The sequence below is a fragment of the Lysobacter sp. Root690 genome, assembly GCF_001427785.1.
Taxonomy (GTDB): Bacteria; Pseudomonadota; Gammaproteobacteria; order Xanthomonadales; family Xanthomonadaceae; genus Lysobacter.
This window is the reverse complement of the sequence record NZ_LMHM01000001.1, coordinates 307,561-332,641: the sequence shown is the minus strand read 5'-3', so window position 1 is coordinate 332,641 and position 25,081 is coordinate 307,561. Positions and strand designations below refer to the sequence as shown.

20 protein-coding genes and 1 tRNA gene are annotated in these 25,081 nt (G+C 68.6%); 13 read left to right on the top strand and 8 right to left on the bottom strand.

Annotation, left to right across the window (positions count from 1 at the left end):
* Positions 1-223 precede the first annotated feature (223 nt).
* The 8 genes from plsY (at position 224) to ASD86_RS01380 (ending at position 5,895) form a co-directional block, all read left to right on the top strand.
* Positions 224-904: a glycerol-3-phosphate 1-O-acyltransferase PlsY gene (gene plsY / locus ASD86_RS01415; protein WP_056106088.1), complete on the top strand. Its 681-nt coding sequence runs from the start codon at positions 224-226 to the stop codon at positions 902-904.
* Positions 904-1,902, top strand: a complete 999-nt coding sequence (gene birA / locus ASD86_RS01410; protein WP_056107023.1) for a bifunctional biotin--[acetyl-CoA-carboxylase] ligase/biotin operon repressor BirA — start codon at positions 904-906, stop codon at positions 1,900-1,902. The genes plsY and birA overlap by 1 nt, the downstream gene beginning before the upstream one ends.
* Positions 1,899-2,657, top strand: a complete 759-nt coding sequence (locus tag ASD86_RS01405) for a type III pantothenate kinase (protein WP_056106086.1) — start codon at positions 1,899-1,901, stop codon at positions 2,655-2,657. The genes birA and ASD86_RS01405 overlap by 4 nt, the downstream gene beginning before the upstream one ends.
* Before the next feature lie 34 nt (positions 2,658-2,691).
* Positions 2,692-3,537: a hypothetical protein gene (locus ASD86_RS01400; protein WP_056106084.1), complete on the top strand. Its 846-nt coding sequence runs from the start codon at positions 2,692-2,694 to the stop codon at positions 3,535-3,537.
* 110 nt (positions 3,538-3,647) lie between these two features.
* Positions 3,648-3,723 (top strand) — tRNA-Thr (locus ASD86_RS01395).
* A gap of 416 nt (positions 3,724-4,139) precedes the next feature.
* Entirely contained in the window at positions 4,140-5,063 is a 924-nt protein-coding gene (gene rocF / locus ASD86_RS01390; protein WP_056106082.1) for an arginase, read from the top strand.
* A gap of 183 nt (positions 5,064-5,246) precedes the next feature.
* Positions 5,247-5,396, top strand: a complete 150-nt coding sequence (locus ASD86_RS01385) for an entericidin A/B family lipoprotein (RefSeq protein ID WP_036106649.1) — start codon at positions 5,247-5,249, stop codon at positions 5,394-5,396.
* Positions 5,397-5,694: 298 nt separating this feature from the next.
* Positions 5,695-5,895, top strand: a complete 201-nt coding sequence (locus ASD86_RS01380) for a CsbD family protein (RefSeq protein WP_036106652.1) — start codon at positions 5,695-5,697, stop codon at positions 5,893-5,895.
* A gap of 183 nt (positions 5,896-6,078) precedes the next feature.
* On the opposite strand, the gene ASD86_RS01375 is transcribed toward ASD86_RS01380, so the two are convergent.
* Entirely contained in the window at positions 6,079-6,927 is an 849-nt protein-coding gene (locus ASD86_RS01375) for a hypothetical protein (protein ID WP_056106080.1), read from the bottom strand.
* A gap of 220 nt (positions 6,928-7,147) precedes the next feature.
* Between ASD86_RS01375 and ASD86_RS01370 the strand changes: the two genes are divergently transcribed.
* The 4 genes from ASD86_RS01370 (at position 7,148) to ASD86_RS01355 (ending at position 11,243) form a co-directional block, all read left to right on the top strand.
* A complete protein-coding gene (locus ASD86_RS01370; RefSeq protein ID WP_056106078.1) occupies positions 7,148-8,485 on the top strand; it encodes a tryptophan--tRNA ligase in 1,338 nt (445 codons plus the stop codon).
* Positions 8,482-8,805 (top strand): hypothetical protein, encoded by a 324-nt coding sequence (locus ASD86_RS01365; RefSeq protein ID WP_235567630.1) that lies wholly within the window; start codon positions 8,482-8,484, stop codon positions 8,803-8,805. The genes ASD86_RS01370 and ASD86_RS01365 overlap by 4 nt, the downstream gene beginning before the upstream one ends.
* Positions 8,806-8,916: 111 nt before the next feature.
* Positions 8,917-9,924 carry an MBL fold metallo-hydrolase gene (locus tag ASD86_RS01360; RefSeq protein WP_082577960.1) on the top strand — a complete coding sequence of 336 codons (1,008 nt, stop codon included), beginning with the start codon at positions 8,917-8,919 and terminating at the stop codon, positions 9,922-9,924.
* A 152-nt stretch (positions 9,925-10,076) separates the two neighbouring features.
* Complete coding sequence (locus ASD86_RS01355) at positions 10,077-11,243, top strand: sensor domain-containing diguanylate cyclase (protein ID WP_162253589.1); 1,167 nt, start codon at positions 10,077-10,079, stop codon at positions 11,241-11,243.
* Between the two features lie 19 nt (positions 11,244-11,262).
* Here ASD86_RS01355 and ASD86_RS01350 read toward each other — a convergent pair whose 3' ends face one another.
* The 7 genes from ASD86_RS01350 to ASD86_RS01320 form a co-directional block, all read right to left on the bottom strand.
* A complete protein-coding gene (locus ASD86_RS01350) occupies positions 11,263-11,652 on the bottom strand; it encodes a VOC family protein (protein ID WP_056107017.1) in 390 nt (129 codons plus the stop codon).
* Between the two features lie 229 nt (positions 11,653-11,881).
* Positions 11,882-13,252 carry a dihydrolipoamide acetyltransferase family protein gene (locus tag ASD86_RS01345; protein ID WP_056106074.1) on the bottom strand — a complete coding sequence of 457 codons (1,371 nt, stop codon included), beginning with the start codon at positions 13,250-13,252 and terminating at the stop codon, positions 11,882-11,884.
* A gap of 40 nt (positions 13,253-13,292) precedes the next feature.
* Complete coding sequence (locus tag ASD86_RS01340; protein WP_056106072.1) at positions 13,293-13,646, bottom strand: SH3 domain-containing protein; 354 nt, start codon at positions 13,644-13,646, stop codon at positions 13,293-13,295.
* Position 13,647: 1 nt separating this feature from the next.
* Entirely contained in the window at positions 13,648-14,679 is a 1,032-nt protein-coding gene (locus tag ASD86_RS01335) for an alpha-ketoacid dehydrogenase subunit beta (protein WP_046657893.1), read from the bottom strand.
* Positions 14,676-15,749 carry a pyruvate dehydrogenase (acetyl-transferring) E1 component subunit alpha gene (gene pdhA, locus ASD86_RS01330; protein ID WP_036106687.1) on the bottom strand — a complete coding sequence of 358 codons (1,074 nt, stop codon included), beginning with the start codon at positions 15,747-15,749 and terminating at the stop codon, positions 14,676-14,678. Before pdhA ends, ASD86_RS01335 begins: the two co-directional genes overlap by 4 nt.
* Positions 15,750-16,587: 838 nt before the next feature.
* On the bottom strand, positions 16,588-20,079 hold the full coding sequence (locus tag ASD86_RS01325; protein WP_056106069.1) for a lamin tail domain-containing protein: 3,492 nt from the start codon (positions 20,077-20,079) through the stop codon (positions 16,588-16,590).
* A gap of 267 nt (positions 20,080-20,346) precedes the next feature.
* On the bottom strand, positions 20,347-23,931 hold the full coding sequence (locus tag ASD86_RS01320) for a lamin tail domain-containing protein (protein WP_056106068.1): 3,585 nt from the start codon (positions 23,929-23,931) through the stop codon (positions 20,347-20,349).
* 207 nt (positions 23,932-24,138) lie between these two features.
* On the opposite strand from ASD86_RS01320, the gene ASD86_RS01315 reads away from it, so the two are divergent.
* Positions 24,139-25,077: a tryptophan 2,3-dioxygenase family protein gene (locus tag ASD86_RS01315; RefSeq protein WP_056106066.1), complete on the top strand. Its 939-nt coding sequence runs from the start codon at positions 24,139-24,141 to the stop codon at positions 25,075-25,077.
* Positions 25,078-25,081 lie beyond the last annotated feature (4 nt).

Genomic DNA, 25,081 nt, shown 5'->3' with positions numbered 1-25,081 from the left:
GGCTGCGGCGCGGGTCCCTGCAACTAACGTCGTTGCCGCGGTTTCGCGGTCGCAGCTTGCGCAGCTCCTACAGTCGGATACGGGGCTGCCGTCGCGACGACCCGCGCGGCGGTGCACGCAATCAGCACGCGGGTCACAACCCGCACGCCACCACCGGTTTGCGCCGATCGCCAATCGATCCGCGCCGCGCTCGAACCCGCGCCGGCTCGCGCATAATCCGCGCATGCCGTTCGACCTCCTGTCTCCGCAATTGTCCGTGGTCACCCAACTGGCGCCGGTATCGGTGGCGTTGCTGGTGGCCGCCTACGCGATCGGTTCGCTGTCGGGCAGCCTGCTGCTGGGCAAGCTGCGCGGGGTCGACATCCGCACCCAGGGCAGCGGCAATGCCGGCGGCACCAACGCCTTCCGCACCCAGGGGCTGCGGTTCGCCGCGGCGGTGGTGGTGTTCGATATCGGCAAGGGCGCATTGGCGACCTGGCTGGCGCTGCGCTATGCGCCGGTCGGGCATGCCTTGTCGGTGACCTCGCATGGCTATCTGGCCGCGTTTGCCGCGGTGCTCGGCCATGTCTGGCCGATCTGGCACGGGTTTCGCGGCGGCAAGGGCGCGGCGACCCTGGTCGGCGGGCTGGCGGTGTTGTGGCCGTTCGCCTTGCCGATTCTGTTGGCGGTGTGGGCGATGGTGATCGTGCTCAGCGGCTATGTCGGCCTGGCCACGGTGATCGCCGCGCTGTGCCTGCCGCTGCTGGCCTGGCTCGGCGATGCCGGTTTGCCGCGGCTGTATTTCGCCCTGGCCACGGCGGTGCTGATCGTGTTCACCCATCGCGGCAATATCGCGCGCCTGCGCGCCGGCACCGAATCGCGCTTCAACGGCGCGCGCCTGCTGCACCGTTGGCGCCGGAGCTGATGGACGATCGCGCGCTGCTGCAACGCCTGATCGAAGGTCCCGCCACCGGCGACGCGCTGGCCAGCGCGGCCGGGCAGACCCGCGCCGCGGTGTGGAAACGCATCGAAGCCCTGCGCGAAGCCGGGGTCGCGATCGAGGCCAAGCCCGGTCGCGGCTATGCCTTGTCGCAGCCGCTGGACTTGCTCGATGCGCAGGCGATCACCGCCGCCATGTACGCCGACGCGCGCGCGCGCCTGACGGCGCTGGACGTGGCCTGGACGATCGATTCGACCAACAGCGAATTGCTGCGCCGGCCCACGCCCGCGCAGGGCGCCGCGGTGCTGCTGGCCGAACGCCAGACTGGCGGGCGCGGTCGGCGCGGCCGGGTCTGGGCCTCGCCGCTGGCCGCGCATCTGTATCTGTCGCTGTCGCGCAATTTCGGCGGTGGCCTCGCACGCCTGGGCGGGTTGAGCCTGGTCGCCGGCATCGCCGCGGTCGAGGCCCTGCAGCGCTTGGGCTATGCCGACGTGCGATTGAAGTGGCCGAACGATCTGGTCGTGCTCGACGGCGCCGGGCTGCGCAAGCTCGGCGGCCTGTTGATCGAAGGCGGCGGCGAATACGCCGGCCCGGCACGGGCAGTGATCGGCCTGGGCCTCAACGTGCGCATGCCGGCCGCGGCCGCGGCGCAGATCGATCAGCCGTGGTGCGATCTGGCGACGCTTGCGGCGCAGCGCCCGCTATCGCGCAATGCGGTCGCTGCTGCGTTGCTCGACAGCCTGCTGCCGGCGTTGGACGAATTCGATGCGTCCGGCCTGGCGCCTTTCATCGATCGCTATGCCGCGTTCGACGCCTTGGCCGGGCAGGCGGTGACCGTCCACGGCGCGCAGGCCGATCACGCCGGCACCGCGATCGGTCTGGCCGACGACGGCGCGTTGCGGGTGCGTCTGGCCGACGGCGACGAACGCCGCTTCCATGCCGGCGAAGTCAGCGTGCGCCGTGGCGCGGGAGACGCGCGATGAGCGCCTGGCTGTTCGATCTGGGCAATACCCGGCTCAAGTGTGCGCCGCTGGATGCGCACGGCCGCCCCGGCCCGGCGCTGGCGCTGCCGCATCGCGAGGAAGACGTCGCCGCGGCCCTGGCCGACGCGTTGCCGGACGAGCGCATCGAGGTCGCCTATCTGGCCAGCGTCGCCCATCCGGCGCTGCGCATGGCGGTGTTGCAGGCGCTGACCGAACGGTGCGGACGGATCTCGATCGCGCGCACCCAGCCGAGTTTCGAACTCGACGGTTTCGGCCGCGTGCGCATCGCCTATGCCGACCCGCGCAAGCTCGGCGTCGACCGCTTTCTCGCCCTGCTGGGCGCGCACGCGCGCGGCGAAGGCGCGGCCTTGATCTGCGGGGTCGGCACCGCGTTGACCATCGACCTGCTCGACGCCGACGGCCTGCATCACGGCGGCCTGATCGCGCCGTCGCCGACGCTGATGCGCGAAGCGCTGCATGGGCGCGCGCCGCAATTGCCCGAGCTCGGCGGCCAGCGCATGTCGTTCGCCTCCGATACCGAGGATGCGCTGGCGTCGGGCTGCGACGGCGCGGCATTGGCGCTGATCGAGCGCAGCCTCACGGTGGCCAAGTTGAAGTTGGGCACCGTGCCGCAGTTGCTGCTGCACGGCGGCGGCAGCGACGCGCTCGCCGCCGCGTTGCCTTCGCCGATCGCCGCGCCGACCTTGGTGCTGGAAGGTCTCGCGATCTGGGCCGGAATCGAAACTTCGCGCTGAGCGGGGCGGCGATCGGGCAGGCTAGAATCTGCGCATGCTCGTTCGTGCCCTCATCGTCCTGCTGATCGCGCTCAACCTCGGCGTCGCCGCGTGGTGGATCGCGCGGCCCGCGCCGCCCGCGCCGCCGCGCGAACAACTTCCGCTCGGCGTGGCGCGGCTGCAGATGGTCGACGAACCGCGCAGCGCGGCCAAGCCGCAAGCCGTTACGCCGCCGAAGACGACGGTCGCCGCCGCGTCGGTGGCGCCGTCGTCGCAGCCCGCGTCGGCCGCGCCCGCGAATTCGGCGCCGGCCCCGGCGACGGAGAAACCGCAGACGCCGCCGGCCGCAACGCCGTCTGCGACCGCCACGGTAGCGACGGCCACGCCGTTGCCGACGACACCCGCTGCCACACCCGCGCCGATCGCACCACCGCCCGAAGCCAAGCCGCAATGCTTCAGCATCGGGCCGTTCGCCGATACCGCCGCGGCCGCCGAGGCACGCGCCAAGCTGCAGCCGCTGGCCCAGAAACTGGCCACGCGCACCCAGGCGAGCACCAGCAATGCACGCGGTTGGCGCGTGTACATGCCGCAGGCCAGCGCCGAGGCCGCGCAGGCCACCGCGCTGCGCATCCGCGCGGCCGGTTTCAGCGATCTGTTCGTGATGAGCGGCAGCGAAGCCAACGCCATCGCGCTTGGCCGTTTCCGCAGCGAGGAATCGGCGCGCAAGCGCGGCGCCGAGTTGAGCGCGGCCGGCTTCACCGCGCGGGTCGAAGCGCTCGGCGACAGCGGCGAAGGCCCGACCTGGATCGACGTCGCCACCACCACCTCCAACGGCGATGCGTTGCGCCGCGCCGCCGGCGCCTCGCGCTGGCGCGGCCGTTCCTGCGCCGGTCTGGGTTGATAGCGGCCCATTCGCAGCCCGCACGCGTCGCGCTGTCGCGATGAGACCCGGGCGCGATAGAATGCGCCAGCGCCATCGATCCGCTCGCTGGTCGCCCGTCACGTCAAGCTGCCGCTTTAGCTCAGTTGGTAGAGCACTCGCCTTGTAAGCGAGCGGTCGTCCGTTCGATTCGGACAAGCGGCACCACGTGAAGCCGAGAAGAAAACAACCGCCCGGCCACCGCATCCGAAGGCCGCGCCAATTCCGGCCGCACTCCCAGCCGCACCCCAACCGCATCCGAGCAAGCACATCAGCTCAGCATGCCGCGCCCAACTCGCGCCCCGCGCCAACGAAACCAACAACAGCAAACTCCCCAGCACCCATGCCTGGCCTCACGGCGCGATCGCCTCGCCACGAATCAACGCATTCGCCATTCACCCCCCCGCGTTTTTGCGCACGCCTTCACGGTTAAGCCCAGTTCGCGCTTAGGCACTAGAATGCCCCCATCGTCGGCGGCCGCAACGGCCCTGTTGCGGCGATCGCGCGATGCCGCGGGCATCGTCCGCGTTCACCTATCGATGCCGCGCGCTCATCCGTCAGCCAGCGCGGCAGAGGACATCCTTATGAGTCGTACCTATCCCCCGGTTTCGTTGATCGGTGCGCCGACCGACGTCGGCGCCGGCCACCGCGGCGCGCGTATGGGACCCGAAGCCCTGCGCATCGCCGGCCTCGGCGAAGCCCTGGTCGCGCGCGGCGTTGACGTGGTCGATCGCGGCAATCTCGACGGCCCGCGCAATCCCTGGCAGAAACCGGTCGAAGGCTATCGCCATCTGCCCGAAGTGGTGACCTGGAACCGTCTGGTGATGGACGCGGTAGGCGCGGAACTGCGCGCCGGGCGCATGCCGATCCTGCTCGGCGGCGATCACTGCCTGGGGCTCGGTTCGATCACCGCGGTGGCGAACTACTGCCGCGAAACCGGCAAGCAGCTGCGCGTGCTGTGGCTCGATGCGCACGCCGATTTCAACACCAGCCAGGTCACGCCGTCGGGCAACATCCACGGCATGCCGGTGTCGTGCCTGTGCGGCATCGGCCCGCAGGAACTGACCACGCTCGGCGGCCCGGCGCCGGCGATGCGCGCCGAAGACATTCGCCAGATCGGCATCCGCTCGGTCGATCCGGGCGAGAAGCAATTGATCCAGCAACACGGCCTGGATGTGTACGACATGCGCTACATCGACGAGATCGGCATGAAGCGGGTGATGGAGGAAGCGCTGGAAGGCGTGGACGACAACACCCATCTGCATGTCAGCTTCGACGTCGACTTCCTCGATCCGAGCATCGCGCCGGGCGTGGGCACCACGGTGCCGGGCGGCCCCAACTACCGCGAAGCGCAATTGGTGATGGAGATGATCGCCGACAGCGGACGGCTCGCGTCGCTGGACATCGTCGAACTCAATCCGATCCTCGACAAGCGCAACCGCACCGCCAAGTTGTCGGTGGACCTGGTCGAAAGCCTGTTCGGAAAATCCACCTTGATGCGCGAGTGAGGCAGATCGCGCCAATGTCGGCCGCGGCGATGAATCGCGGCTGACGCCGGACGCGACGAACCCATGTAAGGCATTGTTTCGCGTAGCTTTCGCGCCTCACTCCACGCGGGCTTCACGTTCATTCGCGTCTGATCGGCTCCAGGACGCGACGAGTGGCGCGGCCGCTATGACCAAGGAGATTCTATGAAGCGTTTGACTGCCCTGTTGCTGCTGGCCCTGTTTTCGATGGGCACCCTGAGTGCTTGCAACACCGTGGCCGGCGCCGGTAAGGACGTGAAGAAGGCCGGCGAGAAGGTCGAGCAGAAGGCCGAAGAAGTACGCGACGGCAAGTAAGCAGCGCGAACCGCTACAAGCAAAAAGGCCGGAGCGATCCGGCCTTTTTGTTTGCCTGGCGTTTTGTTCGAAACCACGCGACGACAGTGGTTACGCCACGCAGCGCTCAGTTTGCGGCTGAAGGATTCACTTCGTTCATCGACATCAAGTCCGGGCTAACGCAATCGTGATCGGATGCGAATGTCGCGGCTGCGAAGCTGGCCTCGTGATCTCGGCAGGCCGATCACGCACGACGCGATCGACACGACGCAGTGCGCGGCGCCGAATCCGAATCCCCCAACTGAAGGAGTGGACATCGATGAACAAAGACATCATTGCCGGCAAGTGGACCCAGATCAAAGGCAAGGCCAAGGCGAAGTGGGGCGACCTGACCGACGACGTATTCGATGTCGCCGAGGGCAACTCCGAATACCTCGCCGGCAAGCTGCAGGAACGCTATGGCTGGGAAAAAGACCGCGCCGAGAAGGAAGTGCGCGAGTTCGGCAAGACCTTGAACTGACCCGACGGGTCTGGATGATGTAATCAGCGGCNGCGCCAATCGCATCGGCGGGGTTGTGGACAGCCGCCGTTGCGAGGTACGAGGAGAAGCGGGCCGGATGCGAATCCGGCCCGTTTTTATTGCCTCGCGTTTTTCATCGCAGGTGCGGTCGACTGGTCAAGCAAGACGCGAGCCGATTCCCGCTCACCACCCGCGCGACGGGGGATCGGCGACGAAGCCGCTCGGAAATGCGTTGGGTTCGTTGCGATTGCGGTAGTAGGGATCGCGCTGGCGCGGCACCACGCCGCGCGCGACCAGGCTGCGGTAATCGTCGTAGCGCAACTGCACGATCTGCGCGGGCGAACGCGAGGCGCGCACGAACTGGGTCTGCGACACCGGCGACCATTCGCGCGAGCCGTGCCCGGTGCCGATCGATTGCGCGGCCGCATCGGCGGCGGCCGATTCGCGGCCCATCTCGCTCGCCGCCGGCGCGGGTGCGGCGTTGCCCGATGCGCGACGCTCGGCCTTGGCCGCTTCGCCTTCGCGCGCCATCGGCGGATACCCATAGGGATAAGGCGTGGGATACGGCCGCGGCGGTTCGCGATAGACGCGCTCCTCGAACACCGCCACGCCGATCACGCCGACGTTGTCGGGCCGGCCGGTACGCGCGGCGTAGCTGTCGGGCAGATCGGTGAACACGAACTGGGCGACGTCGTCGAGCGACTTGCGCCAGCCGTTGATCTCGGTGGACTGCCACGCATCGAGCACGTAACCGGCCTGCGAGGGGTTGGCGGTCTGGCCGCTGACCGCGTTGACGCCGTCGACCGACAGCACCACCAGCACGCGCTGGCCGGTGGTGTTGGTCAGACGCACCGAATAACGGTGGCCCGGGGTGCCGGCGATCCACTGCTGGCCGCGATGGGGCCAGCTCGGCAGCCAGTCGCCGTTGTCGCGGTCGACCACGGCGACATCGACCAGCGGGCGGGCGTAGCTCGGGGTGCAGGCGCTTGCGGTCAGTGCGGCGCCGACGAGCAGGACTAGCGAGCGGAACATGGCGGGTCTCCTGGTGGGTCGATGAGGTGGTCGATCCTGCAAACGCCCGCCCGATCGAAACGGGGTTGTGGTTGCGATCACAGGCCCGATCGCGCGGCCTCGCCGGCCGACGGCGCTCAGCCGCCGCTCAGCCGGACAGCCCCGCGGGCGGCGCGGCTCAGAGGTCGGCCGCGGCGGCCAGCGGGTACACTGGCCGACCACGATCCACCCGCGATTCACCATGACCCAGACCCGCGTCCTGACCGGCATCACCACCTCCGGCACTCCCCACCTCGGCAACTACGTCGGCGCGATCCGCCCGGCGGTCGCCGCCAGCCTCACGCCGGACGTGGAGAGTTTCTATTTCCTCGCCGACCTGCATGCGCTGATCAAGGTGACCGAACCTGAGCGCGTGCAGCGCTCGACCCTGGAGATCGCCGCGGCGTGGCTGGCCTGCGGCCTGGACCCGGCCAAGGTGTGGTTCTACCGGCAGAGCGAAATCGTCGAGATTCCGGAGCTGAGCTGGTTCCTGACCTGCGTCGCCGGCAAGGGCATCCTCAACCGCGCGCACGCCTACAAGGCCGCGGTCGACAAGAACCGCGCCGAGGGCGAGGACGACGACGCGGCGATCAACGCCGGTCTTTTCATGTACCCGGTGCTGATGTCGGCCGACATCCTGGTGTTCAACGCGCACAAGGTCCCGGTCGGTCGCGATCAGGTCCAGCACATCGAGATGGCGCGCGATTTCGCCCAGCGCTTCAATCATCTGTACGGCGAGCATTTCGTGCTGCCCGAGGCGCTGATCGAGGAAAGCGTGGCGACCTTGCCGGGCCTGGACGGCCGCAAGATGAGCAAGAGCTACGACAACACCATTCCGCTGTTCGCGCCGCGCGAGCAGTTGAAGAAGTTGATCTATTCGATCGTCACCGATTCGCGCATGCCCGGCGAACCCAAGGACACCGAAGGCTCGGCGCTGTTTCAGATCTACCAGGCGTTCGCTAGCGTCGAAGAGACCGAAGCGATGCGGCGCGCATTCGCCGACGGCATCGCCTGGGGCGAGGCCAAGCAGGCCTTGTTCGAGCGCATCGACGCGGAAATTTCTCCGCTGCGCGAGAAGTACGAAACGCTGATCGCGCAACCGCACAAGATCGAAGCGATCCTGATCGATGGCGCGCGCCGGGTGCGCGAGCGTTACGCGCATTCGACCATGAAGCGCCTGCGCGCGGCGGTGGGCTTGCGCGATCTGTCGCAAGTGTCGGCCGAGTCCGCGTCCGCGCATGCCGATGCGAAAGCGGATTCGGTGCCGGTGTTCAAGCAGTATCGCGAAGCCGATGGGCAGTTCTATTTCAAGCTTGCCGATGGCGAACAGGTGTTGCTGCAAAGCCGCGGTTTCGCCTCGCCCAAGGATGTGGGCCAGCTGATCGGCGCGGTGAAGGCCGGTCGCGGCGACCTGGACGCGGTATTGGCCGCGTCCGATCCGGTGGATGCATCGCAGCGCGCCGCGATCGCCGCGGCGCTGGCGGCGATCGCGCAGGCCGAAGCCGACGCGCGCGCGGCCAAGGAGTCGGCCCAGTCGTGAGTCGCTTCGTCGAACTCAATCTGGCGCTGATCCTGTTCCTGCCGTGGTTCGCGATCCTCGGCGCCTTGTTCTGGCTGTATCCGCGCCGGCCGCGCAACCCGGCGCGCAAATTGTTCGATGCGGTGTCGCTGGCGGTGTCGGTGTGCGCGTTCGTGCTCACCGTGCATTGGGCGCACCTGCATGCCGGACGCGGGCACGGCGCGATGTGGCCGCAGATTCTCGCCACCTCGCTGGGGTATGGCGTGTTCCTGCTGGTGCTGGCGATCGCGTGCTTAGTGCGTTGGCGATGGTTGCGCGGGGTGGTCGATCATCGCGAGTGAGAGCGGGCGAAACCGCCGGCGAATCCGCGAAATGATGCCGACCAAAGCCGCATCGCGGCGGCGCGCCATGAAGGCATAGACTGCAAGCCAGTCACAGCCCGATTCTCTGCCATGACCTCAGCTTCCGATCCGAGCACGAACGCCGCTTCCGAGCATGCCGCGGCTTCGCACCCAGCCGACTCGCACGCAACCGACTCGCACGGCATCGTCACCATCGACACCGGCTTTCATCGTCCGGTGTTCGACGCGGCCTATCTGATCGTCGAAAACGGCCGCGCCGCCTTCGTCGATTGCGGCACCCAGCATTCGATCCCGGCCCTGCTCGATGCGCTCGCGCGGCAGGGGCTGACTCCGGCCGAGGTCGACTGGCTGATCCTCACCCACGTGCACCTCGATCACGCCGGCGGCGCCGGCGCGCTGATGCAGCGCCTGCCGAATGCGCGCGCGGTCGTGCATCCGCGCGGCGCGCCGCACATGATCGATCCTTCGGTATTGGTGGCCGGTGCCACCGCGGTCTACGGCGCCGAGGAAATCGAGCGCAGTTACGGGCAGATCGTGCCGATTCCGGCCGAGCGCGTGGTCGTCGCCAAGGACGGTCATGTCGTCGATCTGGCCGGGCGGCCGCTGCTGTGCGTGGACACGCCCGGGCATGCGCGCCATCACCTGTGCGTGTGGGACGAGCGCAGCCGCGCTTGGTTCACCGGCGACACCTTCGGTCTGTCGTATCGCGAATTCGATGCGCCGCGCGGCCCGTTCGTGGTGCCGACCAGTTCGCCGGTGCAGTTCGAACCCGAGCCGCTCAAGGCCTCGATCCGCACCTTGCTGGCGCGCGATCCCGAGGCGATGTACCTGACCCACTACGGCCGGGTCGGCGACGTGCAGCGGCTCGGCGCCGAATTGATCGAGCAGATCGATGCGATGGTGCGGCTCGCGCGCGGCGCGTCGGCGGCCGGCGGCGACCGGCATGCACATCTGGTCGCGGCGCTGGCCGACTATTTCCTGGCGCGCGCACGGGCGCACGGCAGCGCGCTGAGCCCGGCGCAGATGCAGGCGGTGCTGGCGGTCGACATCGAGCTCAACGCCCAAGGCCTGGAAGTCTGGCTGGATCGGCGCGGCTGAGCGGTCGCGGCCGTCGCCGCGACCGATTGGCTGAACCGACACCGGATCGCCACGGTTAGGCCGCGCGGCCGTCACGGGCATTGAATCGTTGCCGGGGTAGCTTGAGCGAGACCACGTAGCATCCCTCCCCCCCTACATCGCCGATGCCCGTCGTGCCGCTGCGACTTCGCCACTTCCTGCCGCTGTCGATCCCGGGCCTGCCCGCGCAGGACGATGCGCCCGCGGCCGATTCGCCGTCGGGTTCACTCGATGACGGGCTGGACGACGGCCGCCAATACGCGTTGGAGTCCTACGGTTTGCTCGACAGCGTGCCGGAGGCGGCCTACGACGATCTGGTCCGACTCGCCGCGACCTTATGCGGCACCCACGGCGCGGCGATCGCGCTGATCGATCGCGAGCGGGTCTGGTTCAAGGCGCGGCACGGTGTCGACGCCGAGCAATTGCCGCGCTCGCATTCGATCTGCAATCAACTGATCGGACAGGCCCGGCCCGATCGCCTGCTGCTCATCGGCGACGTCGCCCAGGACCCGCGTTTCGCCGCGCTCGGCCTGAGCCTGCAAGGCGGGCAAGCGCTGCGTTTCTATGCCGGCGCGGCGCTGATGAGCCCCGACGGCCATCCGCTCGGTACCCTGTGCGTCCTCGACACTCAACCGCGCGCGCTGTCGGCGGCGCAGGCCGACGGCCTGGCCGCGCTGGCGCGGCAGATCCAGCATCTGTTCGAACTGCGCCGGTATGCGATCGAACAGCGCCGCCTGTTGTCCGAGCGCGAGGCCTTCGCGCAGCAACTGGAAAGCGCGCAGGCCGATCTGCAGCGGCGTCACGACCTGCTGCAGCACAGCGCCAGCCACGACGCGCTGACCGGCCTGCTCAATCGCAGCGCGTTGGCGCAGTTGCAGGACAGCCCGGACGCGATGCAGCGCCTGGGTCGCGCCGCCTACACCCTGATGGTCATCGACGTCGACCACTTCAAGCAGGTCAACGATCGCCACGGCCATCTGCTCGGCGATCGCGCCTTGCGCGCGGTGGCCGACGCGGTGGCCGCGTCGATACGCGAAGACGATGTCGCGGTGCGCTACGGTGGCGAAGAATTCCTGGTGGTGTTGCCGGGCACGCGTCTGGCGACCGCCAGCGAAATCGGCGAACGCATTCGCCAGCGCGTCGCGCGTTCGTCCTTGCCGTTCGCGCTGACCGTGTCGATCGGCGTGGCCGGCGGCGAGCCCGGACGCGATGCGCCCGAGCAGGTGTTCGATCGCGCCGATCAGGCCTTGTACCGCGCGAAGGCGGCGGGGCGCGATCGGCTGGTGGTCGACGACAGTTGAGCGCGCGACGCGTCCGCGTTCAATCCCACTGATTCGGCGGCGGTCCGCGCTCGGGGTGCTTCATCTGCACCACGCAGAAGCGATGGCCGGTCGGAGCCTGCATCACCCACCAGCGATTGATGAATTCGACCCGGGTGGCGCCGAGTTTTTCCAGGCGATCGGCTTCGGCTTCGATGTCGTCGCTTTCGATGTCCAGGTGCACGCGTGAGGGATGCGCGACCTTCTGTACCGCGACGTAAAGCTCGTCGGCGGTGTTGGCGAGCTGCGCGTATTGCGCGCCGTCGCCATCGTCTTCGTCGGTTTCGCCGCGGGCCAGGCCGAGCGCGCCGCTCCAGAAATCCGCGGCGGGGTCGATCTCGCCGGTCTGACAATCGATGATGAAGCCGGCCAGGCGGCTGCGGTGGGCCATGTCGTCGCTCCGTTGTCCGAGGTCGAGCGACAGACTGCCGCGCGGGCGGCGAATGCGGAAGTGTCCGGGTGTCGAAGCGGTCGCAGTTCGCGCGCGATTTTTTTGCGCGGCCATCGCATCGGTTTTGCTCGCTAACTGCGCGCGCACTCAGCGCGCCGGGTATTCGCGCTCATGCAAGGTGTCGCGAGGCGGGCGCCGGCCCGCGAGGGACCGGCGCCGCGCGGGTCGATCAGTTGGCGCGGGCCAGATCGTCGATCATGGCCTTGAGGAAGCGCGCGGCTTCGCCGCCGGTGCAGGCGCGGTGGTCGAAGGTCAACGACAACGGAATGACCTTGTGCGATTCGAAGCCGCCCATCACCGGGGTCATCTGGTGACGGCCCTTGCCGGCGGCGACGATCGCCACGGTCGGCGGCACCACCACCGGGGTGGCGTAGCGGCCGGCGAACATGCCGAAGTTCGACAGCGAGATCGTGTAGCCGGTCAGTTCCGAGGCCGGGATGCTGCGGTCTTCGACCTGCACGCGCAGGCGGTTGATCGCTTCGCGCACGCCGCGGGTGTCGAGCACGTCGGCATTGCGCAGCGCCGGCACGAACAGGCCGTCGTCGGTGTCCACGGCGATGCCGATGTCGACATGCGGATGCAGGGTGCGGGTGAGCTTGTCGCCATCGAACCAGGCATTGAGCGCCGGCACCGCCTTGCACGCGGCGACGATGGCGCGGACCAGACGGCCGGTGATGTCGTTGCCCGGCGCCCAGGCGTGGATGTCGGCGTCGTCGGCCAGGGTGGTCGGCACGACCTTGCTGTGCGCGTCGGCCATCACCCGCGCCATGTTGCGGCGCACGCCCTTGAGCTGTTCGGGCTGGCCGCTCGCGGCCACCCCAGGCGGCTGGGTGCGCATCGGACGGCCGGCCTGCGACAGGGTGCTGCGCGATGCGGCCGGCGCTTCGGCGACGGGAGCGCGATTTTGCGCCGGTGCGGCGACCGCGGCGGACGGCGCCGAACCGACCTTGGCCGAACCATCGGCGGCGGCGCGCTTGACGTCGTCGTTGCTGACCACGCCATCAGCGCCGGTGGCGCGCACGCGGCTCAGGTCGACGCCGAGCTTGCGCGCGAGCGCGCGCACCGCCGGCATCGCCTTGACTCCGCCGACCGCGACCGCCTGTTCGCTGCGCACCGCGTCGGAGGACTGCATCGCGCCGACCACGGTGCCGCTGTCGGCGCGTTCGGCGCTTTCCGCGGACTTGGTTTCGGCCGGCTTGGCCGTTGCGGCTTCGGCGGCGGGCGCCGGTGCCGCGGGCGCGGCGTGACCGTGGTTATGGCCGGTGTCCTGACCGTCGGCGCGCTGCGGCTGGCTCAGGTCGAGTTCGAACTCGGCCAGCATGGTGCCGGTGACGACGATATCGCCGGCCGCGCCGGCCAGCTTGAGCACCTTGCCCGACACGGGCGAGGGCACTTCGACCACGGCCTTGGCGGTCTCCATCGACACCAGGGTGTCGTCGAGGCGGATGGTGTCGCCGACCTTGACCGCCCATTCGACGATGGTCGCGTCCGGCAGGCCTTCGCCGAGGTCGGGAAGCAGGAAGGTCTTGGTATCGCTCATAAACGGGTTCGTCTCTGAAATAGGGAGTTGGGACGCGGCGTCACGACGCATCGTCCTGGATGACTTGCAGATGGCGCGCGGGCACCCAGCCCTGCGCGCCGTCCTCGCGTTGCGCCCACCACCAGCCGCCGAGTTCGTCGTGCAATCGCAGCGACTGACCGACCGACACGTCGAGTTCGCGCGCGTCGTAGCTGGCCAGTGTTTCGGCGCGTTCGGCGTCGAGCGGGCGCAGCAGATCGCACGGCGCCCAGCCGGCGCGGTCGTCGGCCAGGCGGGTCCACACGTAAGCGGGCCACTCGTGGTCGCGTTCGCCCAAGTGCACGATCTCACCCGCCTCGAAGCGGATGGGATCGTGATACTTGGTGCGGTAATCGGCGACCACGAGCGCGCGCATCTCAGCCATGGCCGAGCGCGCGCTTGGCCGCCGCGACGATCTTGTCGACGCTCGGCAGGTACTTCATTTCCAGGCGGAACAGCGGGATGTGGGTGTCGTAGCCGGTGACCCGTTCGACCGGCGCGAGCAGGTCGTACATCGACTCCTCGGCCAGGCGCGCGGCGATCTCGGCGCCGAAGCCGGCGGTGCGCGGCGCTTCGTGCACGATCACGCAGCGGCCGGTCTTGGCGACCGATTCGGCGATGGTGGCGAAGTCCAGCGGCTTGAGCGTGGCCACGTCGATCACTTCGCAGCTGATCCCTTCGCCGGCCAGTTTCTCGGCCGCTTCCAGGGTTTCCTTGACCTGCGCGCCCCAGCTGACCAGGGTGATGTCGGTGCCGTCACGCAACACGTAGCACACGTCCAGCGGCAGCGCTTCGCCGTCGTCGGCGACTACTTCCTTGTACTGGCGGTAGATGCGCTTGGGTTCGTAGAAGATCACCGGATCGGGATCGCGGATCGCCGCCAGCAGCAGGCCGTAGGCGCGCGCGGGCGACGACGGCAGCACCACGCGCAGGCCCGGCACGTTGGTGAACAACGACTCGTTGGCTTCGCTGTGATGCTCCGGCGCGCGGATACCGCCGCCCCACGGCACCCGCAACACCATCGGGCAGGTCAGGCGGCCGCGGGTGCGGTGCCGGAAACGCGCGGCGTGGCAGATGATGTGATCGAGCATCGGATAGACGAAGCCGTCGAACTGCGCTTCGGCGACCGGCTTCATGCCCTGCGCGGCCAGGCCGACGGTGAGGCCGGCGATGGTCGTTTCGTCCAGCGGCGTGTCGAGCACGCGCTCGCTGCCGAAGATCTGCTGCAGGCCGGCGGTGGCGCGGAACACGCCACCGTTGACGCCGACGTCCTCGCCGAGCACCAGCACGGTGCTGTCGTGGCGCATCTCGTAGGCGAGCGCCTGGGTGATCGCTTCGATCAGGGTGATCGCGGCGGGCGTGGCGACCGGCTGACTCGTATCCACGTTGGCTTTCGTCGCGACGTTCATCGACGACCCTCCAGAGCAAGTACTTCGGCGCGTTGCGCCTGCAGATCCGCAGGCATGTCGCCGTACAGGTAATCGAACATGGCTTCCACCGGCTGCACCGGCGTTTCCAGGTAGGCGTTGATCTCGATGTCGACCTTCTTGCCGCATTCCTCGGCCCAGGCTTTTTCGAGCTCCTCGTTCCACACGCCCTGATCGGTGAGGTAGGTGCGCAGGCGCGGCATCGGATCGCGCGTCCAGGCATCTTTCACTTCGGCATCGTCGCGGTAGCGGCGCGCGTCGTCGGCGGTGGTGTGGTCGTGCAGGCGGTAGGTCAGGAATTCGATCACGCTGCCGCCACCGCCGCTGCGCGCCAGTTCGGCGGCGCGGCGCATGCCTTCGAGCACGGCGATCAGATCGTTGCCGTCGACCTGCAGGCAATGCAGACCGCCGGCCAGGCCCTTCTGCGCGAGCGTCTTGGCGCCGGTCTGCGCCTTGCGCGGCACCGAGATCGCCCAGCCGTTGTTGATCACGCACAGGATCAGCGGCAATTCGTACGCGCCGGCGGAATTGAGCGCGGCGTAGAAGTCGGTCTTGGACGAGCCGCCGTCGCCGCAGCAGGCGACCGCGAGGTTTTGTTCCTTGCGCAGCTTGAACGCCAATGCGGCGCCGGCCGCGTGCAGGCATTGGGTCGAAATCGGCACCGACCAGGCGAAGTCCTTGCGCGGACCGGCGAAGTCGTTGCCGCGTTCGTCGCCGCCCCAGTACATCAGCACTTCGCGCGGTTGCACGCCGCGCATGAACTGGGCGCCGTATTCGCGATAACTCGGCGCGAACACGTCATCAGGTTGCATCGATGCGCCGATGCCGACATGGGTGGCTTCGTGGCCCAGGCAGGCGGCGTAGGTGCCGAGCTTGCCGGTGCGTTGCAGCGCGATGGCCTTGGTGTCGAAGGTGCGCACGAACAGCATCTGCTTGAACAGCGGCAGCAAGGTGTTCGCGTCCTTGAACGCGGCCGGGATCTCGGCGACGGGCTTACCGTCGGCACCGAGGTATTGCAGGTATTCGATTTCGAACGTCGCGGCGACGGTCATCGGGAAGGGTCCTCACGGGTGGGGATGAGGTCCGAATCGTTCCGGTCCCGGATCCAGTGCCGGGCGCGCTGGTCAGCTTCAGACGGCTGGGTCCGGTTCTCCGTTCCAGTGCGGAGTCAGCCGGGCCGGGCTAAAGCCGCAGCGCCCGCGGCCTTTGATCGGGGCCTGGGGCGCTGCGTCATGGCGCGGATGATACCCAAACGCGTGTTAAGCGCCGTTGCGCGCTGCGGCATGCATTGCGCGCGGAAACCCGCTAGGCGTCGGGCGGCTTGCGGCGAAATCACCGATTTCGTGAACTCGCCCGGAATTCAAACGCGGCGCGCGGACGATGACGGATCGGAATTTCGTTATGGCGTCGCGACTTGCGTCGGCGACGCGGGTTTGCGCGCTGGCCTGGATTGCGCTAGCCGCGCGCCGTGTCCGCGCTGCATGCGAGTGTCGCGTTGCGTCGCGAGGTGTCTTGCTGAATGTGACTTGGTTTCGATCCTGCGCGAATCGGTACAGGACGGCGCGGTATGGATATCGATGACAGTTGCGTGCGCGGCGATGGTTGCGCAGCGGCCTGTTTTGGCAAAGCGGTCGAGCATCGCGGCGGGGCCGACGGGTCGGGCGAACGCAGTGTGCGAGTCGGATGAGGGGCGAGCTTGACGCGCGACACGATCGACAACGCGATCAGGTCGGATGCTTGCAACGTTCGTTCAGGAGCGCGGCCATCACGGCAGCGCATCGCATCGCAACGACACGGCATTCGCTCGACACAATCGCCGAGGCAAAAAAAGACCCCGGCGCAAGGCCGGGGTCTAGGTGGTGCGTACAGCCATATATCAATCGATCGCGATCAGGGCACGAAGCTCGGACGCAGCGACACGTTGGCGAAGGCGCCCGAACCACCGAGGACGGTGATGAACCAGCTGCCTGCCTGCGGCGCGCCGATCAGGATCACTTCGTTGTTGCCGGTGCGGATCGAACGCTGGTCGTAGTCGCTCGCGGTCGGCGCGCTGCCACGCTTGGCGTACAGGGCGATGTCGCCGCTGCCGCCGACGGTGACGATGCGCAGGTTGCGCGCACCGGCCGGCACGTCGATGCGATACACGCGCGCTTCGTAGGCCGCGCCGGACACCAGCACGCTCTGGCCGTTGGTGATCGGCGTGGCCGTCGGGCCAGCGGCGATGATCGACACCGAGGCTTGCGCCGTGTCGTTCTGCGCCAGCGGATCCTGCGAGCTGGTGGTGCCGGAGACCGCGAGCTTGACCGTCTTGCCGACCAGGTCGGCGGTGGCGGTGGCCGACAGCGAGAAGGTGTCCTGCGTGTTCACCGCCAGCTGCGCCTTGCTGCAGGCGACCGAGGTCTTGCCGTCGGCGATCTGCGGTGCATCGCAGGTCCAACCCTGACCGAAGGCGGTCACGCTCAGCGACGGCACTTCGGCGTCGAGGGCGAGACCCAGGCCGACCGCGGTGGCGAGTCCGGGGCCCTGGTTGCGCACGTTGACCGCGTAACCGTAGGGCTGGCCCACCGGCACCGGGTCCGGCAGAGCGCTGGCGTGGACTGCGATGTCGGCGATTTCGCGCGGGAACAGATAGGTCACCACCGGATCATGATCGGACAGGCGCGACGGCGAGTCGGCCAGGTTGCGGTTGATCTCCGGATAGTCGGCGTTGATGCGCGCATGCGCCGGCAGGATCTGGCTGGTGCTGACGACCATTTCTTCGTTGACCAGCACATGGTCCAGGCTCTGCGCCATGCCGTCGAACACGAACGAATAACGCTCGCTCGGCTCGGTGATGCTGGCGAGGTTGATCAGGTCGGGATTGACCAGATCGGCGCCGTCGCCGGGCACCACGGTGGCCGCGTCCGCGCTCGGCGTGCCGGTGACCACGTTCATCGCATCGACGTAGCCGTCGTTGAATTCGAACGCGTTGAAGTCGCCGAGCACGATCAGGCGGGTGGACGGGTTGTCGGTCTGGCGCTGGTTGAGGTAGGTCGCCAGGAACTCGGCCTGACGCTGACGCTTGGCGCGGATGCGCTGGCCGTCGGCATCGTCGGTTTCCGCGCCGTTGAGCGAACGCTGATGCACGACCACCACGCTGAGCGGGAACTCGCGGCCGTCGGCGTAATGCACGATCGCATCGAGCGCGAGCGGCGGACGATCGTTGAGCAGGCTGCTGCCGCCCGCCGGTTCGGTCCACAGCGTGTCCTTGCCGATCTGAATGACCGACACGACCTGCACGCGCGGCTTGCCCGGCAGCACTTCGCCGGTCTTGACCAGGTAACCCACGTCGATGCCGCCGACGTCGTTGCCTTCCATGAGGTACGCGACGTAGTTCGGGTTCGGCTGGCTGGCGGCGACCGCATCGGCGTTGATGCGCGCGGCGAGGTCCTGCAGCACGGTCAGGTTTTCCACTTCGACCGTGCCGAGGATGTCGGGGGTCTTGAGGTAGTCGCGGATGCCCAGCGACGCCTTCTTCTTGCGCAGTTCGTACGCGGCCGCGGTCAGGATCGGTTCGCCGATCGCCGGGTCGTTGACGGTGTCGAAGAAGCGCTCGAGGTTGTAGCCGGCGACCGAGACCGCGTTCGGGTCGACCGTTTCCACCGCCGCGTGCGGCGCCGGACCCGGGGTGACGTTGACCGTCGCGCCCGGATCGACCAGCAGGGTGTAGCGGCGGAAGCCGTAGTCGAGCGGGCCGGTCATACCGGTGATCACCGCGCCGTTGGCCACTTCCAGCTTCGGCGCGCCGAGCGCGTCGCTGTCGACGGTCATCAGTTCGGCGTTGCCGTCCCAGCGCGGGATCGGCGGCGAGGTGCCGCCGCCCGGGATCGCCGTGCCCGGCTGGATGCCCGGCTCGCGGAACGGACGCGGCACGCTGCCGATCACGCCGTGGAAGATGCCGTTGCTGGTGCCGGTCGCGTTGGGCTCGTTGGTGCTGCCCTTGGTCGGCGCGGTCACGGTGAAGCTGTTGATCGCCACGCGCATGGATTCGAAGCGTTCCAGCGCATCCAGCGGCGAGGTCGGCAGCACCTGCGGCAGCACCACCGGCACCGGCAGGGTGTCGGTGCCGGTCTGGGTGTAGGTGGCGAAGCTGATCTCGGTCAGCGGCAGCTGGCCCAGGTCGGCGGTCGGGATGAACTCGACCACGGTGCCGCTCACGCGCACGCGGTTGCCCACCGTGGCCGCCGCGGTCGGCGCGGTGCTGGTGAACACGTAGATGCCTTCGGAGGTCGCCGGATCCGCGTCGGCCTCGGCGTCGCTGGCCTGGACGAAGAAGCCGTTGCTCTTGCGGCCGGTGACCACGCCCTGGAAGGTCACGGTCTGGCCGGTCAGCGGCGAGGTCGCGCCATTGCCCTGGATGTCGTGGATCGGCACCAGGGTCACGTCATCGTTGGCGATGGTCGCGGTGGCCTGGGCGAACGCCGGCGGGACCGGCAGGCCGCCGCTGGTGACCTGGACCTGCAACTGGAAGGTCTCGTTGGGTTCCTGGACGGTGTCGCCGTTGACGGTGACCGTCACCGTGGCCGAACTCTGGCCCTCGGCGATGGTGCCGGTGGCGCCGGCCAGGGCGACGTAGTCGCTACCCGCGGTGGCGGTGCCGTCGACGGTCGAGGCCGACCAGGCCACGCCGCCCGCGCCGGCCGGCTGGCTCAGGCTCAGGGTGAACACGAACGAGGTGGCGCCGGCGTTGCCTTCGTCGAGCGAGACGTCGGCGACCGAGAGCACCGGCTGGTTGCCGCCGGCGCAGGCGAACACCGGCGAGGCGGCGTTGCGCGGAGTCGGTTCGACGATGTCGAAGTCGGCGCTGTTGTTGTCGGTGTCGGTGCAGCCGTTGTTCTTGCGCACCGCGCCGGTGGCGTTGGCGGTGTTCGCGGTCGGCGTGCCTTCCGAGCACGTCGTCGCGCTGCCGAAGCCGACGGTGTCGACGCGGCCGGCCGGGCAGGCGCCGCTGAGCGCGGTGCTGTTGTTGACCAGCGCGACCTTGCCGGCGGTGCCGGACATCGCGATCGTGCCGACCACGTCGGGCGTGGGCAGCACGTCGGTGCCGCCGGTGCCGTCGGCCTGCTTGATGAGGTAATAGCCGCCGGGCGCGATCGAGCCGGTCAGCGTGGTGCGCTGCCAGGCGCCGGTGCCGGCGGACGAGTTGTACTGCACGCTCCAGCCGCTCAGATCGACGGCGCTGGTGCCGTTGTTGTGCAGCTCGATGAAATCGCTCTTGTAGCGGGCGCCGTTGTTGCCGCCGCCGCCGTAGGCCTGACTGATCACGACCTGCGCCTGCGCCGAACCGGCCGCCGCTAAGGTCAATACCGCCGCCGCCAAAAGGCGGCTCGTGCGCTTGTCCATGTGGTTCCCCATGTGAGCGTCTGCCCGACCTCCCCGGTCGCAGACGGCTGGATTGTGCATCAATACTCACTTTTTGGCGTTGCAGGAGCATGACGCGGGTCACGCTGAGCCCGTCCGCGCCGGTCCGGGCGCATTCAGCGGTGCGGCCCGCGCGAACCCCGGCACGCGCCTGCTGCGTCGCAGCAAGAACCCCCGGCTCGCGCCGGGGGCGAATCATCCGCGCCTTGCCGCGGGCCGCGGCGCCCCATGGACGCCGCGACGCCGGGGTCAGGGCTGCGGCACGGGCAGGGCGGGCAGGATCTCGATCGAGGTCTGGGCGGCGTTGTCGGACGGATCGGCATCGAGCGCCGAGGAGACCACCGACGCGGCCAGGGTGATCGATCGGCCGGCCCGCTCGGGCGTGGCCGAGAAGCTCAGGCTCACCGCGTTGCTCGACGGACCTTGCGGCGAGACGTTCAGGCCGGTGCAGGCCACGCTGGTGCGGCCGTCGGCGGTCACCGGCGGTTCGCAGCTCCAGTTGGGCGAATGCACGCTCACCCACAGCGGCTCGACCGGTTCCGACAGGGCCAGGCCCAGGCCGACCTGCCGGGCCACCTCCGGCCCGAGGTTCTGCACCTGCGCGGTGAAGGTCGGCTGCATCGACTCGCCGACCCGATGGCTCGGCGCGGAGTGTTGCGCCCACACCCGCAAAGAGGCCTTGTCGCGCGGCACCAGCCGCACATGCACCGGATCGGTGTCGCCGCCGCGTATCGCGCTGGTCTCGTCGTCGCGCCATCGCGCCGGGAAATCGGCGTTGATGCGCGCGCGTTCGAGTTCGATCGACTCGGTCTGCATCAGCAGGCGCTCATCGGCCAGCACGTGCTGCAGTTCCTGCCGGCTGCCCTGATCGATCGACGAGTAGCGCTGCTCCCGCGCCTGGATCGCGCTGAGATCGATCAAGTCCGGTTCGACCTGATCGGCGCCGTCGTGCGCGACCATCGTCAGCAGCGGATCGCTGGGCTTGCCGACGATCGTGCCGAGCGGATCGACCAGGCCGTCGTTGAACGCATGCGCCTGGAAATCGCCGACGAACAACAGCGGCAACCCATCCGCGGCGTGTTGCTGCTGCTGCGCCCATTGCGCCAGGAACTGGGCCTGATCGCGGCGACGGTCGCGCAAACGCTCGGCGTGCACGCTGTCGGCGTCGATGCCGTCCAGCGATTGCAATCGCACCAGTACGATCCGCGTTCGCAACGCGCTGCCGTCGGCGTAGTTGCTGCGCGTGTCGATGACCAGCGGCGGTTGATCGAACAAGGCGATCATGCCGCCGCCCGGCGCCTGCGCGAAGGCGTTCGAACCGAGCTGTTCGATCTTGTCCACGATCACCCGCGCGCCGACGTTGACGATCGCGTCGCTACGCACCAGGAAGCCGAGGTTGGTCGCGTTCGGGTCGTTACCGGGCGGGGCGATCGCGCGGTATTGCGCGGCGGGCTGGCCGTTGCTCATGGCATCGCTGTCGATGCGGTTGGCCAGCCGTTGCAGCAACAGTTCGTTCTCGACCCCGCTGACGGCGACGATGTCGGGCATGCGCAGGTTTTCGCGGATACCGCGCGAGATCTTGCCCAGTCGCCGTTCCAGCGCGAACGGCGTCGGCGCGGGCTGGCCGGAGCCGGGCGGGCTGTTGAAATCGAACAGATCGCGCAGGTCGTAATGGGCGAGCGTGGTCGCGCGCTGGTCCGGCGCGCCCGCGGCGATCAGCGACGGCGCCCGCGGCGATTGCGGTGGCAGCCAGGCGGGCGCATCGGCGTCCAGCACGATGCTGTAACGGCCGCTGCGATGATCGAGCGGCCCGATCAGGCCGCCGATCGGCGCGCCGGTGGCGAGATCGATCGGCGCATGGCCGGCGGCGGCGCTGTCGACGCCGAGCACTTCCGGATTGCCGTCCCAGCGCGGCAGCCAGCCCTGGAACTGGCCTTGCGAATACACCGGATAGCGGGTGCCGGGTTCGCGCTCGGGCGCGACGAACGGCGCGGCCGGATTCTGCCCGCCGTCGACGACGTAAAAGCGCCCGTCGCTGACGCTCTGGCCCGAGCTTGCGTCGGTGATCGCGCCGGTCGGCCCGACCACGCGCGTTTGCGGCAACGTTACCCGCATGCCTTCGTAGTGTTCGTAACCGCGCGCGCCGATGTGGTAATCCGGCAGCAACGCACTCGCCGGCGGCGGCAACAGCACCGGCGCGACGCTCAGTTGCGTGACCGAGGGCGAACCGCCGATCGCGGTCATCGATTCGCGCTGCGGATTGTCGCCGGGACTCATCAGCTCGATGACCGTGCCGCTCGCGCGCACGCGCTGCGCGCGAAGCTGCGGCGACGGCGCCGACGCGGTCTGCACGAACACGCCTTCGGAGGTCTCCGGATCGGCGTCGGCCTGGCCGGCGTCGGCCTGCAGGAAGAAACCGTCCTTGACCACCGCGGTGACGATACCCTCGACGATCACCGACTGATCGCGCAACGGCGACACCGCGTCGCGACCCTGCACCTCGTGGATCGGCGTGACGCGCAAATCGTCGTTGATGAGCGTGGCCTGGGTGTCGAGGTAATCGCCGTTGGCGGTGACCGCGCCGGAGGCGATCTTGATCCGCAGGTTGACGGTTTCATCGGTTTCGTAACCCAGGTCGCCGAGCACCGGCAGTACGAATCGCGCGCTGGTCTGTCCGGCGGGAATGAGGCCGCTGGGATCGATCGCGTTGTAGTCCTCGCCCGGCACGGCGCTGCCGCCGGGCAGGATCAGCGCGCTCCAGGCGACGCCGCCGGCGCCGGCCGGACGATCCAGCCGCAGCTCGAATTCGAACGGCGTGATGCCCGCGTCGCCTTCGTTGCGCGCGACCGGCGACACCGTCAGCGTCGGCGGCGGCGCGCGGTCGTTGTCGCGGATGGTCGCGGTGAGGTCGAGGTAATCGCCGTTGGCGGTGATCGCGCCGGTGGCGACCTTGATCTGCAGGTTCACCGTTTCGTCGCTTTCGGCCACGGTGTCGCCCTTGATCGGCAGCACGACGATGGCTTCGCTCTGGCCCGGCGCGATGGTTCCAGACTTGTTGATCGCGAGATAATCGCTGGCCGGCGAGGCGCTGCCGCCGGCGGTGGTGAACGCGCTCCAGGCCACGCCGTCGGCACCGGCCGGACGATCGAGCCGCAGCGTGATCGGCGCATCGGTGTAGCCCGAATCGCCTTCGACGATCTCGCCCACGCTCGCGGTCAGCACCGGCGGCACCGAGGTCGAACACACCAGCTTGGGCGCGGTGCTGCCGCGCGGCTTGGCGGTGGCGACGACGAAATCGGCGGCGTTGACCTGGGTGTCGGTGCAGCCGCCGTTCTTGCGCAATTGCGCGGTGGTGTTCGACGCGGAGGAGGCCGGCGCGGCGCCTTCGGCGCAATTGGCCGCGCCGTAGCCGACGAAATCGACCAGGCCGGTGGGGCAGGCCGCGCTCAGGGTGATGTTGTTCGCGACCAGCGCGACCTTGCCCAGGCCGGGCGTCATCGCGATGCCGCCGCTGGCGTTGTACGGCGGCAGGCTCAGATTGCCGGCGCCGCTACCTTGCCGGATCAGGTAATAGCCGCCGGCCGCGATGCTGCCGCTGAGCGGCGTGCGCAGCCAGTTGCCGTTGTTCTGCGCGTATTGCACGCTCCAGCCGTTGAGGCTGACGGCGCTGTTGCCGTTGTTGTGCAACTCGATGAAGTCCGCGTTGTATCCGCTGGTGGTGCTCCCCGCGCCACCGTAGACCTGGGAAATGACGACCTGGGCCTGAGCGTTGCCGGCCGAGGACAAGGCCAAAGCGATCCCCGCCGCGAGCGCGCGGATTGTGAGTTTGTGCATGAATTCCCCTTGGAAAGTGCGCCTGCGGACTGGAACCGACAGCGTTGCGCTGTAGTGGGCAGGCGCGTTTATTTTACGTCCGCTGTGTCGCACGGATCGCGACAGCGTGCCCGCGGCGCATGGCGAGAGCATGCGATGGCGCAGGCTTCGCGGCCCCGCGCCCGGCGCGATGCGCTACGCTTTGCGCCCCTGCCGCGAGCCCCGCCGATGTCCGTCGAGAAGAACCAGCGCGAACTGGAAAGCGGTATCCATACCGACCTGCACGGACGCATCACCTACAGCGGCTATCTGCAGCTGGACAAACTGCTGTCGGCCCAGCGCGGCCTGGCTGATCCCGCGCACCACGACGAGATGCTCTTCATCATCCAGCACCAGGTCTCGGAGCTGTGGATGAAGCTGATCGTCCACGAGCTGAGCGCCGCGCTGATCCACCTGCGTCGCGATCAGGTCTGGCAGAGCCAGAAAGTGATCGCGCGCTGCAAGCAGGTGCTGCGCCAGCTGACCGAACAATGGTCGGTGCTGGAAACGCTGACGCCGTCGGAGTACATGGGTTTCCGCGAGACGCTGGGGCCGTCCTCGGGCTTCCAGTCGCTGCAGTACCGCACCATCGAATTCATGCTCGGCAACAAGAACGAGGCGATGCTGCGGGTGTTCGCGCACGACCCCGACGGCCAGGTCGAGCTGGAACGCGCGCTGTCCGCGCCGAGCCTGTACGACGAATTCCTGATGTACCTGTCGCGTTTCGGCCACGACATCCCGGCCAGCCATCTGCAGCGCGACTGGCGCCGCCCGCACGTCAGCGACCCGGCGCTGCAGCCGGTGTTCGAACGCATCTACGAGAACACCGACATCTATTGGCGCGAATACGCGCTGTGCGAGGACCTGGTCGACCTGGAGACCCAGTTCCAGCTGTGGCGGTTCCGCCACATGCGCACGGTGATGCGCATTATCGGCTTCAAGCGCGGCACCGGCGGGTCCAGCGGCGTGGGTTTTCTCAAGCAGGCGCTGGAGCTGACGTTCTTTCCGGAGTTGTTCGAGGTGCGCACCAGCATCGGGGTCGCTGATGGGTACGGAGCCGCCGGCGGCTACGGGGCGGACGAGCCCGGTCAGGGCTGTCCGGTCGGCGGTGGGGCCGGTCCGGCCTGACGTT

What these genes read in the sequence shown, in the direction of transcription:
- pdhA (WP_036106687.1), bottom strand. Translation starts at nt 15,749, where the DNA reads ATGACCGTCGCCGCGACGTTCGAAATCGAATACCTGCAATACCTCGGT.
- ASD86_RS01375 (WP_056106080.1), bottom strand. Translation starts at nt 6,927, where the DNA reads ATGTTCCGCTCGCTAGTCCTGCTCGTCGGCGCCGCACTGACCGCAAGC.
- ASD86_RS01325 (WP_056106069.1), bottom strand. Translation starts at nt 20,079, where the DNA reads ATGGACAAGCGCACGAGCCGCCTTTTGGCGGCGGCGGTATTGACCTTA.
- ASD86_RS01360 (WP_082577960.1), top strand. Translation starts at nt 8,917, where the DNA reads ATGACCTCAGCTTCCGATCCGAGCACGAACGCCGCTTCCGAGCATGCC.
- ASD86_RS01380 (WP_036106652.1), top strand. Translation starts at nt 5,695, where the DNA reads ATGAACAAAGACATCATTGCCGGCAAGTGGACCCAGATCAAAGGCAAG.
- birA (WP_056107023.1), top strand. Translation starts at nt 904, where the DNA reads ATGGACGATCGCGCGCTGCTGCAACGCCTGATCGAAGGTCCCGCCACC.
- ASD86_RS01350 (WP_056107017.1), bottom strand. Translation starts at nt 11,652, where the DNA reads ATGGCCCACCGCAGCCGCCTGGCCGGCTTCATCATCGATTGTCAGACC.
- ASD86_RS01315 (WP_056106066.1), top strand. Translation starts at nt 24,139, where the DNA reads ATGTCCGTCGAGAAGAACCAGCGCGAACTGGAAAGCGGTATCCATACC.
- ASD86_RS01335 (WP_046657893.1), bottom strand. Translation starts at nt 14,679, where the DNA reads ATGAACGTCGCGACGAAAGCCAACGTGGATACGAGTCAGCCGGTCGCC.
- plsY (WP_056106088.1), top strand. Translation starts at nt 224, where the DNA reads ATGCCGTTCGACCTCCTGTCTCCGCAATTGTCCGTGGTCACCCAACTG.
- ASD86_RS01400 (WP_056106084.1), top strand. Translation starts at nt 2,692, where the DNA reads ATGCTCGTTCGTGCCCTCATCGTCCTGCTGATCGCGCTCAACCTCGGC.
- rocF (WP_056106082.1), top strand. Translation starts at nt 4,140, where the DNA reads ATGAGTCGTACCTATCCCCCGGTTTCGTTGATCGGTGCGCCGACCGAC.
- ASD86_RS01385 (WP_036106649.1), top strand. Translation starts at nt 5,247, where the DNA reads ATGAAGCGTTTGACTGCCCTGTTGCTGCTGGCCCTGTTTTCGATGGGC.
- ASD86_RS01320 (WP_056106068.1), bottom strand. Translation starts at nt 23,931, where the DNA reads ATGCACAAACTCACAATCCGCGCGCTCGCGGCGGGGATCGCTTTGGCC.
- ASD86_RS01340 (WP_056106072.1), bottom strand. Translation starts at nt 13,646, where the DNA reads ATGCGCGCGCTCGTGGTCGCCGATTACCGCACCAAGTATCACGATCCC.
- ASD86_RS01345 (WP_056106074.1), bottom strand. Translation starts at nt 13,252, where the DNA reads ATGAGCGATACCAAGACCTTCCTGCTTCCCGACCTCGGCGAAGGCCTG.
- ASD86_RS01405 (WP_056106086.1), top strand. Translation starts at nt 1,899, where the DNA reads ATGAGCGCCTGGCTGTTCGATCTGGGCAATACCCGGCTCAAGTGTGCG.
- ASD86_RS01370 (WP_056106078.1), top strand. Translation starts at nt 7,148, where the DNA reads ATGACCCAGACCCGCGTCCTGACCGGCATCACCACCTCCGGCACTCCC.